At 62.3% G+C, this 13,910-nt stretch carries 13 protein-coding genes; 9 read left to right on the top strand and 4 right to left on the bottom strand.

Annotation, left to right across the window (positions count from 1 at the left end; all coding sequences use genetic code 11):
- The first annotated feature begins 104 nt into the window (after positions 1–104).
- A complete protein-coding gene (gene clpB, locus ACTIGF_RS09160; RefSeq protein WP_439636571.1) occupies positions 105–2,726 on the top strand; it encodes an ATP-dependent chaperone ClpB in 2,622 nt (873 codons plus the stop codon).
- 62 nt (positions 2,727–2,788) lie between these two features.
- Here the strand turns inward: clpB and ACTIGF_RS09165 are convergent, their stop codons facing one another.
- On the bottom strand, positions 2,789–3,223 hold the full coding sequence (locus ACTIGF_RS09165; RefSeq protein ID WP_439636572.1) for a glyoxalase superfamily protein: 435 nt from the start codon (positions 3,221–3,223) through the stop codon (positions 2,789–2,791).
- 286 nt (positions 3,224–3,509) lie between these two features.
- On the opposite strand from ACTIGF_RS09165, the gene ACTIGF_RS09170 reads away from it, so the two are divergent.
- Complete coding sequence (locus ACTIGF_RS09170; protein WP_439636573.1) at positions 3,510–4,349, top strand: dienelactone hydrolase family protein; 840 nt, start codon at positions 3,510–3,512, stop codon at positions 4,347–4,349.
- Positions 4,350–4,355: 6 nt separating this feature from the next.
- On the opposite strand, the gene ACTIGF_RS09175 is transcribed toward ACTIGF_RS09170, so the two are convergent.
- Positions 4,356–5,846 (bottom strand): peptidoglycan DD-metalloendopeptidase family protein, encoded by a 1,491-nt coding sequence (locus ACTIGF_RS09175; protein WP_439636574.1) that lies wholly within the window; start codon positions 5,844–5,846, stop codon positions 4,356–4,358.
- 228 nt (positions 5,847–6,074) lie between these two features.
- Between ACTIGF_RS09175 and ACTIGF_RS09180 the strand changes: the two genes are divergently transcribed.
- The 7 genes from ACTIGF_RS09180 (at position 6,075) to ACTIGF_RS09210 (ending at position 12,688) form a co-directional block, all read left to right on the top strand.
- On the top strand, positions 6,075–6,314 hold the full coding sequence (locus ACTIGF_RS09180; RefSeq protein ID WP_439636575.1) for a hypothetical protein: 240 nt from the start codon (positions 6,075–6,077) through the stop codon (positions 6,312–6,314).
- 65 nt (positions 6,315–6,379) lie between these two features.
- Entirely contained in the window at positions 6,380–7,057 is a 678-nt protein-coding gene (locus ACTIGF_RS09185) for a histidine phosphotransferase family protein (RefSeq protein WP_439636576.1), read from the top strand.
- Between the two features lie 102 nt (positions 7,058–7,159).
- A complete protein-coding gene (locus tag ACTIGF_RS09190; protein ID WP_439636577.1) occupies positions 7,160–9,928 on the top strand; it encodes a chemotaxis protein CheW in 2,769 nt (922 codons plus the stop codon).
- A gap of 12 nt (positions 9,929–9,940) precedes the next feature.
- Complete coding sequence (locus ACTIGF_RS09195) at positions 9,941–10,390, top strand: chemotaxis protein CheW (protein ID WP_439636578.1); 450 nt, start codon at positions 9,941–9,943, stop codon at positions 10,388–10,390.
- A gap of 15 nt (positions 10,391–10,405) precedes the next feature.
- Positions 10,406–10,771 carry a response regulator gene (locus tag ACTIGF_RS09200; RefSeq protein WP_375549939.1) on the top strand — a complete coding sequence of 122 codons (366 nt, stop codon included), beginning with the start codon at positions 10,406–10,408 and terminating at the stop codon, positions 10,769–10,771.
- 13 nt (positions 10,772–10,784) lie between these two features.
- Positions 10,785–11,861, top strand: a complete 1,077-nt coding sequence (locus ACTIGF_RS09205; RefSeq protein WP_439636579.1) for a protein-glutamate methylesterase/protein-glutamine glutaminase — start codon at positions 10,785–10,787, stop codon at positions 11,859–11,861.
- Positions 11,858–12,688, top strand: a complete 831-nt coding sequence (locus tag ACTIGF_RS09210; protein WP_439636580.1) for a CheR family methyltransferase — start codon at positions 11,858–11,860, stop codon at positions 12,686–12,688. The genes ACTIGF_RS09205 and ACTIGF_RS09210 overlap by 4 nt, the downstream gene beginning before the upstream one ends.
- Before the next feature lie 7 nt (positions 12,689–12,695).
- Here the strand turns inward: ACTIGF_RS09210 and ACTIGF_RS09215 are convergent, their stop codons facing one another.
- Entirely contained in the window at positions 12,696–13,364 is a 669-nt protein-coding gene (locus tag ACTIGF_RS09215) for a hypothetical protein (protein WP_439636581.1), read from the bottom strand.
- 126 nt (positions 13,365–13,490) lie between these two features.
- Positions 13,491–13,910 carry a flagellar export protein FliJ gene (gene fliJ / locus ACTIGF_RS09220; protein WP_022701407.1) on the bottom strand — a complete coding sequence of 140 codons (420 nt, stop codon included), beginning with the start codon at positions 13,908–13,910 and terminating at the stop codon, positions 13,491–13,493.

A 13,910-nucleotide genomic window follows, 5' to 3' on the forward strand; every position in this document is an offset into this window, starting at 1 on the left:
CTGGATATGCAACACCTACTTCGAAGGGTGACAAGGCGGTGTGGGGATGCTTCCAAGAAGGTCACCGACCCCGCCTGTCTCGCTGACACTCAGGAGACATGATTATGGACTTTGAAAAATTCACCGACCGGGCTCGCAGCGTTTTGCAAGCGGCCCAGGGCCTGGCCCTGAAGAACAAGAACCAGCATTTCGCGCCCGAGCATATTCTCAAGGCGCTGCTGGATGACGACCAGCAGCTGGCGATCAATCTGATCAAGGCCGCTGGCGGACGCCCCGATGTGGCTGTGGATCTGACCGAACGCGCGTTGGGCGCGCTTCCAAAGGTGGAGAGCGCAACCGGCCAGATTTATCTGGCGCCGAAAACCGCTGAAGTATTCTCAAGCGCAGAAGACGCCGCCAAGAAAGCGGGCGATCAGTATGTGACCGCCGAGCGGCTCTTGCAGGGGCTGAGCCTTGTGAAAGGCCAGAAGGCCGAGGAAATCCTCACCCAGGCCGGCGTCACGCCCCAGGCGCTCAACACCGCCGTCAATGATCTGCGCCAGGGCCGCACGGCCGATACGCAATCGGCCGAGGACACCTATGAAGCGCTGAAGAAATACGCCCGCGACCTCACCGAAGTGGCGCGCGAAGGCAAGCTCGACCCGGTGATTGGCCGCGACGAGGAAATCCGCCGCGCCATTCAGGTGCTGTCGCGCCGCACCAAGAACAATCCGGTGCTGATCGGCGAGCCGGGCGTGGGCAAGACCGCCATCGCCGAAGGTCTGGCGCTGCGCATCGTCAATGGCGACGTGCCGGAGAGCCTCAAGGACAAGAAACTTCTGGCGCTCGACATGGGCTCGCTGATCGCAGGCGCGAAATATCGCGGCGAGTTCGAGGAGCGGCTGAAATCGGTGCTCAACGAGGTGGAGTCCGCCAACGGCCAGATCATCCTGTTCATCGACGAAATGCACACGCTGGTGGGCGCGGGCAAGACCGATGGCGCGATGGACGCGTCCAACCTCTTGAAGCCGGCGCTGGCCCGCGGTCAGCTGCATTGCGTGGGCGCGACGACGCTGGATGAATACCGCAAGCATGTGGAGAAGGACGCGGCGCTGGCGCGGCGCTTCCAGCCGGTCTTCGTGGAAGAACCGAGCGTGGAGGATACGATCTCCATTCTGCGTGGCCTGAAAGAGAAATACGAAGTGCACCATGGCGTGCGCATCGCGGACGGCGCCATCGTGGCGGCGGCGACCTTGTCCAACCGCTATATCACCGACCGCTTCCTGCCTGACAAGGCGATCGACCTGATGGACGAGGCCTCGGCGCGTTTGCGCATGCAGGTGGATTCAAAGCCGGAAGAGCTTGATGAGCTCGACCGCCGGATCATCCAGCTGAAAATCGAGGCCGAAGCGCTGAAGAAGGAAGGCGATGACGCCTCCAAGCAGCGGCTTGAGGCGTTGCACAAGGAGCTGTCCGAGCTGGAAGGCCGGTCCGCCGAGCTGACCGCCGCCTGGCGGGCGGAAAAGGACAAGCTGGCCTCTTCGACCGAGATCAAGGAACGGCTGGATCGTCTGCGCGCTGAACTCGCCGACGCCGAGCGTCGGGGCGATCTGGGCAAGGCGTCCGAGCTGAAATACGGCCAGATCCCGCAGCTGGAAAAACAGCTCAAGGAGGCCGAGGACGCCGCCGACGGCGCCGCCAATGACTCAAGCCTTGTCAAAGAGGTGGTGGACGAAGAGCAGATCGCCGCCGTGGTCAGCCGCTGGACCGGCGTGCCGGTGGACAAGATGCTGGAAGGCGAGCGCGAGAAGCTTCTGGCCATGGAAGACGGATTGCGCAAACGCGTGGTCGGTCAGGAAGAGGCGCTGCAAGCGGTCTCTGACGCCGTGCGCCGCTCGCGCGCGGGTCTGAAAGACCCCAACCGTCCCATCGGCTCCTTCCTGTTCCTGGGGCCCACGGGCGTGGGCAAGACCGAGCTGACTAAGGCGTTGGCGGAGTTCCTGTTTGACGACGAAACTGCGATTACGCGGATGGATATGTCGGAATACATGGAGAAACACTCCGTCGCCCGTCTGATCGGCGCGCCTCCGGGCTATGTCGGTTATGAAGAAGGTGGCGCGCTGACAGAAAGCGTGCGGCGCCGGCCCTATCAGGTGGTGCTGTTTGACGAGGTGGAGAAAGCCCATCCGGACGTCTTCAACGTGCTCTTGCAGGTGCTTGATGACGGCCGCCTGACCGATGGCCAGGGCCGCACGGTGGATTTCCGCAACACCATTCTGATCATGACGTCCAATCTGGGCTCGGAATTCCTGTTGTCCGGCGATGTCGAGGACGCCCGCGATCAGGTCATGGATGTGGTGCGCGGCGCCTTCCGCCCGGAATTCCTGAACCGGATTGACGAGATCATCCTGTTCCGTCGTCTGGCCGAGGAGCATATGGGCGCGATTGTCGACATTCAGCTCAAGCGTCTGGAAGCGCTGCTGGAAGATCGCCGCATGGTGCTGGAGCTTGATGACGGCGCGCGGCAATGGCTGGCGACCAAGGGCTATGACCCCGCTTACGGGGCGCGGCCTCTGAAACGGGTGATCCAGAAAGAGCTGCAGGACCCGCTGGCCCGGCTGATCCTGGAAGGCAGCCTGCATGACGGCGAGACGTTGAAAGTCTCAACGGAAGGCGATGCGCTGACGGTGAACGGCAAGGCCGTGAGCCGGAACGCCCAGCCGCCCAAGGCTGCGGTCATTCAATAGGCCTGCGACGGCCTCAAAAAGAGAAGAGGCGGAGCATCATGCTCCGCCTCTTTTTTGCGCGATCACCGCGCCAGCGTCAGATAAGGCTGACCGTCCGAGGTTTTCTGCAGGGAGCGTCCCTGGCGGTCCATCGTGACGGTCACGCGTTTTCGATAGGCGGAGAAGCTGTCGAATTTCACCACATCCACCGCTTCGTCAAAGTCGAAACTGATCTCGTAGTGCGCCCCGTCATCGAGTTTTTTCAAGGCGTGAATAACGCCCGTGAAGGGCTGTCCCAGATAGGTTCCCGCCCATTGGCCGCCCATATGGTAGGGCTCGCTGGGGCGGTTTCCGACCTGAGCGTGAAGCGTGTTCCAGTCCCGAAAGCCGTATTGCTTCGCCAGAAGCTCAAGGGATTCCGAATGGGTGATGAAGTCGCCGTCATCCACCAGCGCCGCGCGCAGGCGTTTGGCCTGAGCCTTCAGCTCGGTGAGGTCGGGCAGGATTTGAGTCGTCATGGTGTGCGCCTTTCATCAAGGCGGCCTGTTCGGCGGGGCCCGCATTGCCGCCGCGCCGCTTGATGAGCTGCACGACATGCACAAGAAAAAAGAAGACTTCACCAAAGACCACAGGGTCTCGCGGACGGCGGGCGCTTCCAGCCCGGCGGGGGATTTACGCCCTGGGTCGCGCCGGGTCAAGCACCCAGATAGACCGTAAAACGCGACCGCCCCCGGATCGGCCCTGTCCGTCGCTTCAGAAAGAGGCCAAACTCAAGGCTTGGACACCATCAGGAGGGGCGCCCCGATGTCGCAGGCGAAAGACCTATTCAGCCATACCCTGTTTGCTGACGTGCTGGCCCTGGATGACCGGACGCCCTTCACTGAAGCGTTTGACTGGGACGCTCAGGGCATGGCGCATCCTGTCCTGGTGGCCGGGGAGGGGCCGGGCGTCCTGTTGATGCATGAACTGCCGGGCTTCGTGCCGGAGTTCTGGCGGCTGGCGCACTGGCTGGTCGCGGCGGGCTTCCGGGTCTATGCGCCTGCGCTCTATGACCCGGCCGGCACGCCGCACGAAGAACTGGTTCAGGTCCATGGCAAGGTGGGCGGCATGGCGCGCGCTTGCATCAGCCGGGAAATCCGGCTGTTTGCGCGCACCGGCGGCTCTCCCATCTCGGACTGGCTGCGCACGCTGGCGCGCGAGATCCATGAAGAGTGCGGCGGGCCCGGCGTCGGCGCGATCGGTTTGTGCCTGACGGGCAATTTCGCCTGGTCGGTGGCGGTTGAGCCGAGCGTCATTGCGGCGGTGGCGGGTGAGCCGGCCTTGCCGTTCAACGCCGCCCATTCCGTCCATCTGGATACGGACGAGGCGCAGTCGCTTTCAGCGCGCGATGATCTTGAGGTGATGGCCCTGCGCTTTGACGGTGATCCGTCCTGCAAGGCCGGGCGGTTCGCAGCCTTGCAAGCGGTGCTGGGCGACAAGCTGGAGACGCGGGTGCTGCCTGATGAGGCGAAGAACCCGAACGGCAATCCGTTCCCCCACGCCGTGCTGACAAAGGATTTGATCGCCGAGGATGGCCAACCCACCTATGAATCCGCGCGCGATGTGCTGGCGTTTCTCAGCCATCGCTTGCAGAGACAACGCTAGGGCGCGCTAGGCGTCGCCCGCATTGTCCGCCGTCAGGATGGGTGAATTTTCTGCGGCGTCCAGCGCAGGCGGTGCGCTGTCACGGATCTCGATCAGCTGATCACGCGCGCTCATGAAGTCTGACAGTTCGTCAGATTCCAGCCGGCGGCCTGTGGGCAGGTCCAGACTCATCGGATTGGTGGGATTGCCGTTCAGATGCACTTCATAGTGCAGGTGCGGGCCGGTCGAGCGTCCCGTGGTGCCCACATAGGCGATGATCTGACCTTGCTGCACACGGCTGCCCGAGCGAATGCCGCTGGCGAAGCCGTTCAGGTGCGCATAGGCGGTCTGATAGCCGTTGCTGTGGCGGATCCGGACATAATTGCCGAAAGAGCCGAACCGGTTGGCGCGTTCGACGATGCCAGCGCCGGCCGCCATCACCGGCGTGCCGCGCGGGGCGGCGAAATCGGTGCCGTTATGCGCACGATTCCGGTTCAGAACCGGGTGGAACCGCATGCCGAAGGATGAGGAGATGCGGGCGCCGTTGATGGGCATGCGCATCAGCAGGCGCTGGGCGCTTTCGCCTTCGCCTGTGTAATAGCCGACTTCGCCGTCTTCCATTTCGTAGCGGAAATATTCCAGCGGATCGCCGCGCCCGTCGAACACCACATAAAGAATGTCGCCCGTGCGTACGGTCTCGCCGCGGCTGTTCACAAAGCGCTCAAAGACCACGTCGAACGGATCGCCGGGCTGCACGGTGCGGAAGTCGACGGCGAAGCCCAGAATGTTTGCGAGCTCGAACACCACGCGGTCTGTCGCGCCCAGCTCGATGGCGGACAGATACAGGCTGGAGCTGACTTCGCCGGTGACCCGGACCACTTCGCGCTGGAGGCTGGCTGTGGCTTCGCGGGCGTGAAACTGACCCTCGCCATCGCGGGAAACCGTCAGCGTGCGTTCCTGATCCGGACGGAAGGAGAAGCCCGCCAGGCGCGTCTCAGCGGCGGGTGCATCAGTCGCCGCGGCCAGATGCAGTTCTGAGGCTGTGGGCGTTTCAAAAAACAAGGTCAGGTCCTGGCCTGCGCGCAGCAGGCGGGCCGAGAACAGCGGATCAAGCGCGTTGATCGCGCGCGCAGCGTCAATGCGGTCTGCGCCTGCGTCCGCCAGTACGCTGGCGAAGGTCTGGCCGCGGCGCACGGTGACGTCCCGGCTTTGAACTTCGGGGCGGACGTCAGCGTTCGTGAACAGGGCGTGTTCTGACATCACCAGCGTTTGCGGCGTGTCAAAACGGCTCTGATCTTCGGGCGTGGCTTCGGAACTGGGGGCAGGCTGCGCCGTATCGGCGGCGGTCTCGATCTGCTCAGCCTGTTCGGTCTGGGCCTGAGCGGAGAGACGAGGGTCAGACTGATCGCGACTGATCAGGAAGCCGACAGTCAGCAGAAGCGCTGCACCAACGGCGACAAAAAAGATTAACGAGCGTGAACGCCGGGCGTCGGCCAAGTGCACATCAAATCCGGACATGTACGCAGATTATCCCTCATTGCTCCCCAGCAGCCCGGGGATGCTAGCGCGCCTGAAACGCATCTGGAAGTGCCTTAAGCTGCAATCTTCATTCCAGTTCGGCATGGCGCACGCGCAAAGACGTGACAAAGAGTTAGCTTTGTCTTTCGCATTTAGGGCGCATCGCTTAACAGGTTGCAAAGATAGTGAACGCGCGACACCGCGCCGGTTCGCAGGAAAGGTTTGTCCGTGAAGAGTATTCTCCTCCTCAGTCTCATATTGGGCGTTCTGCTTGCGGGCGCGGTCTGGGTCTCTGTCTATATCTGGACCAGCATGGATGGCGGCGACGTTGCGTTCAGCATCAGCTGGCATGGCTGGCTGGCCATGGGGTTGGGCGTCGTCTTCACTGTCGGGCTGGGCGTGGGGCTGATGGCCCTGGTGTTTCATTCCAGCCGCAGCGGGCATGACGACCTGGACGACGGCGCCTGAGGCGTCTGATTTTGACGCAGGCCGTTAACCCTTTTTCCGTCGAGAATCGCATTAAGCATAGAGCCATGAGCACTCAGATCGCCCCCACCGCCGCCGAACTCGCAGCCTTGCTGTCCTCCCGCGTCTGTCACGACATAGCGGGGCCGACCAGCGCCATGGGCGCAGCCCTGTCCGTTCTGGACGATGACAGTGCGCTGGACATGCGCGACGACGCCATTGCGCTGTTGCGCACGGGCGCAAAGCAGATCCGCGCCAAGCTGGAATATGCACGTGTGTGTTTTGGCGCCGCTGGCTCCCGGGGCGGTGAAGTCGCGCTGTCTGAGATCAAAACCCTTGCGAATCCCATGTTTGAGGATTCACGCCCTGATCTTGTCTGGCCGTCAGAGAACACCGCGATCAGCAAGACTGCAGCCCGTGTCCTGCTGAACCTGATCTGGATCGGCGTGGACAGCCTGCCACGCGGCGGCGAAGTGATTGTTGAAACGTCCGCCAGTGCAGACGGGGGCGCGCGTTTGCGGGTCATCGCCAAAGGCGCGCGTTTGCGGCTGGACGAAGCCTATCAGAAAGCCATCCGAGGCGAGCGCCCCGAAGACGGGTATGACGGTCGCTCCGTGCAGCCCTATTATGCAGGACTGATCGCACGTGAGAGCGGCGGTCGGGCGGAAGCGCAGCTGGAAGGCGACCGGGTTGAACTGGCGGCTTTGATCGGCCCTGATGGCGGTCAGATTCAGGCCGCAGAATAAATCATTACATCTTTTGTCGGAATGCGCAGGTTCCCAACCTTGCGTTAACTCTGGTCGTGACACTCTTGGTGACAAAGCCGCTTTGTAACACCGGGGCTGACCATGGATGAATTGATCGGCGAGTTTCTCGCAGAGACGTCGGAAAGCCTCGACGTCATTGACGAAGAGCTTGTAAAATTTGAGGCGGATCCAACGGATCGCGCCACGCTGGATAATATTTTCCGGCTCTTGCACACCATCAAGGGGACGTGCGGCTTCCTGGGTCTGGAAAGACTGGAAGCCATCGCCCACGCAGGCGAAACCTTGCTGGGCAAGTTCCGCGACGGTGACATGATTGCGGACTCCACGGCGGTGACCGTGGTCCTCAAATCCCTTGACCGGATCAAAGAGATCACCAACGGCCTCGAACAGAACGGCGTTGAGCCGGCAGGGGAAGATCGCGATCTGATCGACCGTCTTGAAGCGCTGTCCATGGGCAAGGGCGATCCTGGAGAGGCTGGCGCCGCCGCCGCTCCGGTCGCTGAAGCTGCGCCAGAGCCGGAAGTTCAGCCCGAACCTGAACCCGAGCCGGAACCCGAACCCGAACCTGAAGTGGTTGCTGAAGAAGCGCCGACGGGCTTTGACGTCGATCTGGGACGCGATCTGCGCCCGGGCGAAGTCTCGCTGGCTGATCTGGAAGCGGCTTTCATGTCGACGCCCGGCCCGGAGTTTGAGGCGGACGCTGAAGCCGAAGCCGAATCTGACAATGACGCTGAGGCGGAAGAGCTCGAGGCCGAGGTGAAAGCTGAGGCGGAGCCTGCGCCCAAGGCGGCGACCGCCCCGGCTGCGGCGGCCAAGGCGCCCGCCAATGACGATGCCGGACAGCAAACCTCGCACCGCTCCCAGGCGACGATCCGCGTGAATGTGGACACGCTTGAAAACCTGATGACGACGGTGTCCGAACTGGTTCTGGCGCGTAACCAGCTGCATCAGATCGTTCGTGATTCCGATGACTCGGCCCTGAAAACGCCGCTGCAACGCCTGTCCTCCGTCACGGCGGAGTTGCAGGACGGGGTGATGAAGACCCGCATGCAGCCGGTGGGAGACGCCTGGCGCAAACTGCCGCGCATCGTGCGCGATGTCAGCCAGGAAGTCGGCAAGAAGATCCGCCTGGTGCAAGAGGGCGAAGACACCGAACTGGATCGTCAGGTTCTCGAACTGATCCGTGACCCGCTCACGCACATGATCCGCAATTCTTGCGATCATGGTCTGGAGACCCCCGCAGAACGGGTGGCCGCCGGCAAGAGCGAAATGGGCACCGTAAAGCTGTCCGCCTATCACGAAGGCGGCGCCATCATCATGAAGATCATTGATGACGGCCGGGGTCTGAACGCAGCGAAAATCCGTGAAAAGGTCATTGAGAAGGGCCTGGCCACGGAAGCCGAACTTGAGACCATGAGCGAGGCGCAAATCCAGCGCTATATCTTCGCTCCGGGTTTCTCCACCGCGGCGGCTGTCACCAACCTGTCCGGCCGCGGCGTCGGCATGGACGTGGTCCGGACCAATATCGAACAGATCGGCGGGTCCATTGAACTGTTCTCCGAACAGGGCAAAGGCACCACCTTCACGATCAAGATCCCGCTGACGCTGGCGATCGTTTCCGCTCTGATCGTCAAATCGGGGGAACAGCGCTTTGCAGCGCCTCAGCTCTCCGTGCGAGAGCTGGTGCGGGTCGGCGCGGGTTCATCCGTGGCGGTCGAGACCCTGAACGGCGCCAACATGATCCGCCTGCGGGACCGTTTGCTGCCCGTCATCGCGCTGACCGAAGTGTTGAACACGGCCCCGCATACCTCGGCTGAGGAAATGACGGGCTATGTGATCGTTCTGGAAGCGGCGGGACGCAAGATCGGCCTTGTGGTCGATGACGTTCTGGATACCGAAGAGATTGTGGTCAAACCGCTCTCCGGGCCGCTGCGCAGCATCAACGTGTTCTCCGGCGCGACCATTCTGGGCGATGGTTCGGTGATCATGATCCTTGATCCCAATGGCCTGGCTCAGGAAACCTCGTCCGCCGAAGACGAAGAGAAGAGCGAAGCCGCAAGCGACGAGGCCGCAGCCGCCGAAGCGGCCAATGGCCGCCAGCGTCTGCTGCTGGTGCGTGCGGGCGGAGAAGAACCCAAGGCGGTTCCGGTCAGCCTCATCACCCGTCTCGAAGACTTTGAATCCAGCACGATCGAACAGACCGATGGTCGTTACGTTGTGCAATATCGCGGTCGCTTGTTGCCTCTGGCCCACGCAGGCGGCATGGACACCTTCAAGACCGAAGGTCGCCAGCCGGTGCTCGTGTTCGCCGAAGACGGCCGCTCAGCGGGCGTGGCCGTGGACGAAATCCTCGATGTGGTGGAAGAGCGTCTCGACCTGGAAATGGGATCCGAACGTCCCGGCGTGATCGGTTCCGCGATCATCAAGGGCAAAGCCACTGAAGTGCTCGACATCGCCTGGCACATGCAGCGCGCCTGGGCTGGCGCGCCGCAACGCAAGGGTCGGACCGGCACGGGCCGCAATGCGGTGCTGCTGGTTGAGGCGGACGCCTTCTCCCGGCGCATGCTGGCCCCGCTTCTGGCGGCGGCGGGCTATGACGTCACGGTCGCCGGCGGTCTGCATGAAGCACGCGACGCTGCGACCATGGGCGCAGAATACGACGTATTGGTCGGAGATCCGGCTGCACTTGCGCGTCTTCAGGAAGAAGGCGTTTACACCAATGTGCCTAGACTGGGCGTGGGTGAGCACGATTACGCGACGCCGAGTGATGGTTTTGTCGCCATCATGCCGGCAGGGGATCGTGGCGGCCTGATTGCAGCGCTGGACCAAGCAGCGCGCAGCGCGGCCTAAAGGAGAACAGGCATGTCTGTTGAAGATAGCTTCGAATACGTCACGGTCCGGATCGGCGATCAGCTGTTCGGCGTCGAAGTTAAGCAGATCCGGGAGGTGTTTTCTCCGCAGGATGTCACGTCTGTGCCCCGGGCTCCGGGCGAGATCGCCGGACTTTTGAATTTGCGCGGTCGTATCGTCACCGCCGTGGACGCGCGCCATCGTCTGGGCCTGCCGCCTCGTGAACCTGACGCCTCGGCCATGGCGCTGGGTCTTGAGGAGGGCACCGAGCTGTTTGGCGTGCTGGTGGATCAGGTTGGCGAAGTGATGCGGCTTAAACCCGACACGCTCGAGCCCACGCCGGCACACCTGGACCCGCAATGGCGCGCCTTGCTCAAAGGGGTGCACCGCTTGGAAAAAGATCTGTTGGCGGTTCTGGACATCAGAGCGCTGATCGCCTGGCAAGCCGGTCTTGCGGCTTAATCGAGGAGCATGGGTATGAAGACCTGCCTTGTAGTGGATGACAGCCGGGTGATCCGGAAAGTGGCGCGGAAAATCGTCGAGGATCTCGGTTTTGCCTGTGAAGAGGCGGCCGATGGTCAGCAGGCTCTGGATTTCTGCAAGAAAACCATGCCTGACGCGGTGCTTCTGGACTGGAACATGCCTGTCATGAACGGGCTCGACTTCCTGATCAAACTGCGTGAAGAGCCGAATGGGAAGAAGCCGGTCGTGGTGTTCTGCACCACCGAAAACGACATGTCCCACATCACCCAGGCGCTGCGCGCGGGCGCTGACGAATACGTCATGAAGCCGTTTGACGGCGACATCATCGAATCCAAATTTGCTGAGACCGGCCTGGTCTAGAACGGATGCTTGCGTGAGCGTTTCTCCTTCTCCAGCCAGCCGGAGCGGTTTGCCTAGCGTCCTGATCATTGACGATAGCGCTGTCGTGCGCGGTCTGGTCTCGCGCTGGATTGAAGCCGATTCCAGATTACAGGTGGCGGCGACTTGCGCAGACGGTGAAGTCGGCGTGCGCAAGGCGGCTGAACTGCAGCCTGACATCGTGGTGCTCGATATCGAGATGCCGCGCATGGACGGATTGACCGCCCTGCCGCAGATCCTGAAGGCCTGCCCAAAGGCCAAGGTGGTGATGGCGTCGACGCTGACCCTGAAGGGCGGCGAAATCACCATGCGCGCCCTGTCTCTGGGGGCGGCGGATTATGCGCCCAAACCTGAAGCCGGGCGCGTGGCCGGGGCTGAAGCCTACCGTAAGGAATTGCTCGAAAAGCTGGTCGCGCTCAGCCCGCGTTCGGCCGGCATTGCGCCGCGTCCGGCGGCTGTGCGCCCGGCGACGCCGCGGCCCGTCGCGCCTGCGCGCAAGCCCAGCCTGATCGCCATCGGATCGTCGACCGGCGGTCCTCAGGCGCTGCGCGAAGTCATCGCCGCCCTGCCGCGTGACACCAATGTTCCGATTGTCATCACCCAGCACATGCCCAAGCTGTTCACCGCCATTCTGGCTGAACACCTGAGCAAGCTTGGAATGCCGGCGGCTGAAGCCAAGGAAGGCGAGCCGCTGCGTCCGGGGCGCATCTATCTGGCGCCGGGTGATTTCCACATGACTCTGCGGTCAGCCAATGGGGTGATCAGCGCCCATATTGACCAATCCCCGCCCGTGAATTTCTGCCGTCCCGCCGTGGATCCGCTGTTCAACAGCTGCGCCAAGGTCGCAGGCAATGGCGTCCTCGCTGTCGTGTTGACCGGTATGGGTCATGACGGACGCGACGGCGCTCGCACCATCCGCGAAGCCGGCGGCCAGGTGATCGCTCAGGACCAGGCGTCCAGCGTGGTCTGGGGCATGCCCGGCGCGGTGGCCGAAGCGGGACTCGCAGACCAGATTTTAAGCCTGAAAGACATTGGCCCGGAGCTGACCCGGCGCCTGAAAGGATCGCTATGAGCGCTCTGCCTTCCAATAAGTTTGACTTTCTTTGTCAGGATGTCCGCAAGCGCTCCGGCCTGGTTCTGGGGCAGGAAAAAGCCTATCTGGTCGATAGTCGGCTGGGCCCGCTTGCGCGGAAGGAAGGCTTTGCGTCTGTCGAAGCGTTGATCGACGCCATGATGCGGGGCGATAGCCGGATTTGCGTGGCCGCCAGCGAAGCCCTGGCGACGCACGAGACCTTCTTCTTCCGTGACAAGACGCCGTTTGATCTGTTTGAAAACGTCATTGCTCCGGCGCTGAAGTCGGCCCGTATGGGACGGTCGCTGAAGATCTGGTGTGCGGCTGCGTCCTCCGGCCAGGAGCCTTATTCCCTGGGCATGCTGCTGGACGAAATTCCGGGCTTGAACGCAGACATTCTGGCGACCGATATGAGCGCGCCCGTTCTGGAGAAGGCCAAGGCCGGCATCTACACTCAGTTTGAAGTGCAGCGCGGCTTGCCGATCCAGCGTCTTGTGAAGAACTTTGATCAGGTGGGCGATTCCTGGCGCATCAAACCCCAGCTGCGTCAGAAAGTGCGCTTTGAGCAGGCCAACCTGCTGGATGACTTTTCGCGCTTTGGCCGCATGGACGTGATTTTCTGCCGGAATGTGCTGATCTATTTCGACATCCAGACCAAGGCGAAAATCCTGGATCGGCTGGCGTCTCTAATGGCGGATGACGGCTTCTTGCTGCTGGGCGCTGCGGAGACGGTTGTCGGGCTGACCGACAATCTGCGTCCGATCAGCGGGCATCGCGGACTTTACGCCAAGCCGGCGATGGCGGCGAAGCTGACCAACGCCGCCTGATGTCTCGTCACCAACGCGCATGCAGGCCGACGCCGAGGAAGTGTTCATCTTCCTCCCAGTCTTCGCGCCCAAGGTGAAACTCCCGCTTTTCGCGCACATAGCCGAAACTGGCGTGGGCGCGGTCTGAGAGTTTGACGGCGACGCCCAGATGGGTGTCGCCGATCACGGTTTCAGACGAGAAGGGCGCCACCGTGTATTCACGCAGGCTTCCGGGCGAGACTGCATAGCTTTCACGGCCTGCGCCGCCGACAATCCACCATTGCGGTTCGGTTGATCCGGTGTCCGGCGTCACACGGACCTGCACGCCAAGCGCGGTCGCTGACCAGCCATCACCGGATTCAGACTGGGCGCGCGGTGACACCGCAAACCCCTCCATGGTTAGTTCTGGAGCGTCGGTTCTTGTTCTGCTGGTGACGGTCTGGGGGCTGGACGACGGCGCCATGATCGCATTGGCGACCCGGCGAGAGGTGTCAGAAATCCGCAAGTCCCGATAAAAATCAGGGTTTTGAAGCGAGGCGGGGTTGAGCCTCGGCGTGGGCAGGGAGCGCCCCGTCAGCTCGGAGCTGAGATCGTGCGAGGGCGTCTCGGGTGCGGCCCCTGGAACAAAAGCCGCAAAAAGTCCGCCGCCGCCAATGATGGCGGCCAAACTCAGCTCCAGTATGCGACGCCCCGTCATAGACCTGCCCAAGTCATTCATCCCCAAGGCATTAATACCTCGGTAACATATGGGGGCAAGTTAAAACTCTCCTGTCAGGCGTGCGCCGCCTTTGAGAATCAGAAGTCAGGCCGAACGCAAGCGGCCCTACTGGGCGCGTTGACGCATCTGGCTTGCGATCTCGTCCATTTCGGCTTGCTCGGCGGCCTTGAGCGCATCCTGGATGCGCAGCAAACGCCGCTCTTCAAGCAATTCGTATTTCTTGAGATCGGCGAAGGCCGCTTCAAGACGTCCGCGCAGCTCATCCGCCTGGGCGTCAACTTCACCCAATGACGTGCGCAGCTTGTCCTTGCGCTGGATCACCGAGCGCGCATAGCTGCCATAGGCCAGATAGCCGTCGCGGTTTTCATCGGCGATCGCCTGCTCTTCAGGAACGCTTTCCTCAAGCCGGTCGATCTGGTCGTTGATCGAGGCGCGGGCGCGTTCGATCTCGGCCATTTGCTTTTGTAGTTCTTCCACTTTGAACCGGGCCAGCCGGATCAGCGGTGCGTGAGAACGTGTCGCCAT

The organism is Oceanicaulis sp., assembly GCF_051859625.1.
In the GTDB taxonomy this organism is placed as follows: Bacteria; Pseudomonadota; Alphaproteobacteria; order Caulobacterales; family Maricaulaceae; genus Oceanicaulis.

What these genes read in the sequence shown, in the direction of transcription:
- ACTIGF_RS09195 (WP_439636578.1), top strand. Translation starts at nt 9,941, where the DNA reads ATGTCTGTTGAAGATAGCTTCGAATACGTCACGGTCCGGATCGGCGAT.
- ACTIGF_RS09200 (WP_375549939.1), top strand. Translation starts at nt 10,406, where the DNA reads ATGAAGACCTGCCTTGTAGTGGATGACAGCCGGGTGATCCGGAAAGTG.
- ACTIGF_RS09175 (WP_439636574.1), bottom strand. Translation starts at nt 5,846, where the DNA reads ATGTCCGGATTTGATGTGCACTTGGCCGACGCCCGGCGTTCACGCTCG.
- ACTIGF_RS09165 (WP_439636572.1), bottom strand. Translation starts at nt 3,223, where the DNA reads ATGACGACTCAAATCCTGCCCGACCTCACCGAGCTGAAGGCTCAGGCC.
- clpB (WP_439636571.1), top strand. Translation starts at nt 105, where the DNA reads ATGGACTTTGAAAAATTCACCGACCGGGCTCGCAGCGTTTTGCAAGCG.
- fliJ (WP_022701407.1), bottom strand. Translation starts at nt 13,910, where the DNA reads ATGGCGACACGTTCTCACGCACCGCTGATCCGGCTGGCCCGGTTCAAA.
- ACTIGF_RS09185 (WP_439636576.1), top strand. Translation starts at nt 6,380, where the DNA reads ATGAGCACTCAGATCGCCCCCACCGCCGCCGAACTCGCAGCCTTGCTG.
- ACTIGF_RS09210 (WP_439636580.1), top strand. Translation starts at nt 11,858, where the DNA reads ATGAGCGCTCTGCCTTCCAATAAGTTTGACTTTCTTTGTCAGGATGTC.
- ACTIGF_RS09190 (WP_439636577.1), top strand. Translation starts at nt 7,160, where the DNA reads ATGGATGAATTGATCGGCGAGTTTCTCGCAGAGACGTCGGAAAGCCTC.
- ACTIGF_RS09170 (WP_439636573.1), top strand. Translation starts at nt 3,510, where the DNA reads ATGTCGCAGGCGAAAGACCTATTCAGCCATACCCTGTTTGCTGACGTG.
- ACTIGF_RS09215 (WP_439636581.1), bottom strand. Translation starts at nt 13,364, where the DNA reads ATGACGGGGCGTCGCATACTGGAGCTGAGTTTGGCCGCCATCATTGGC.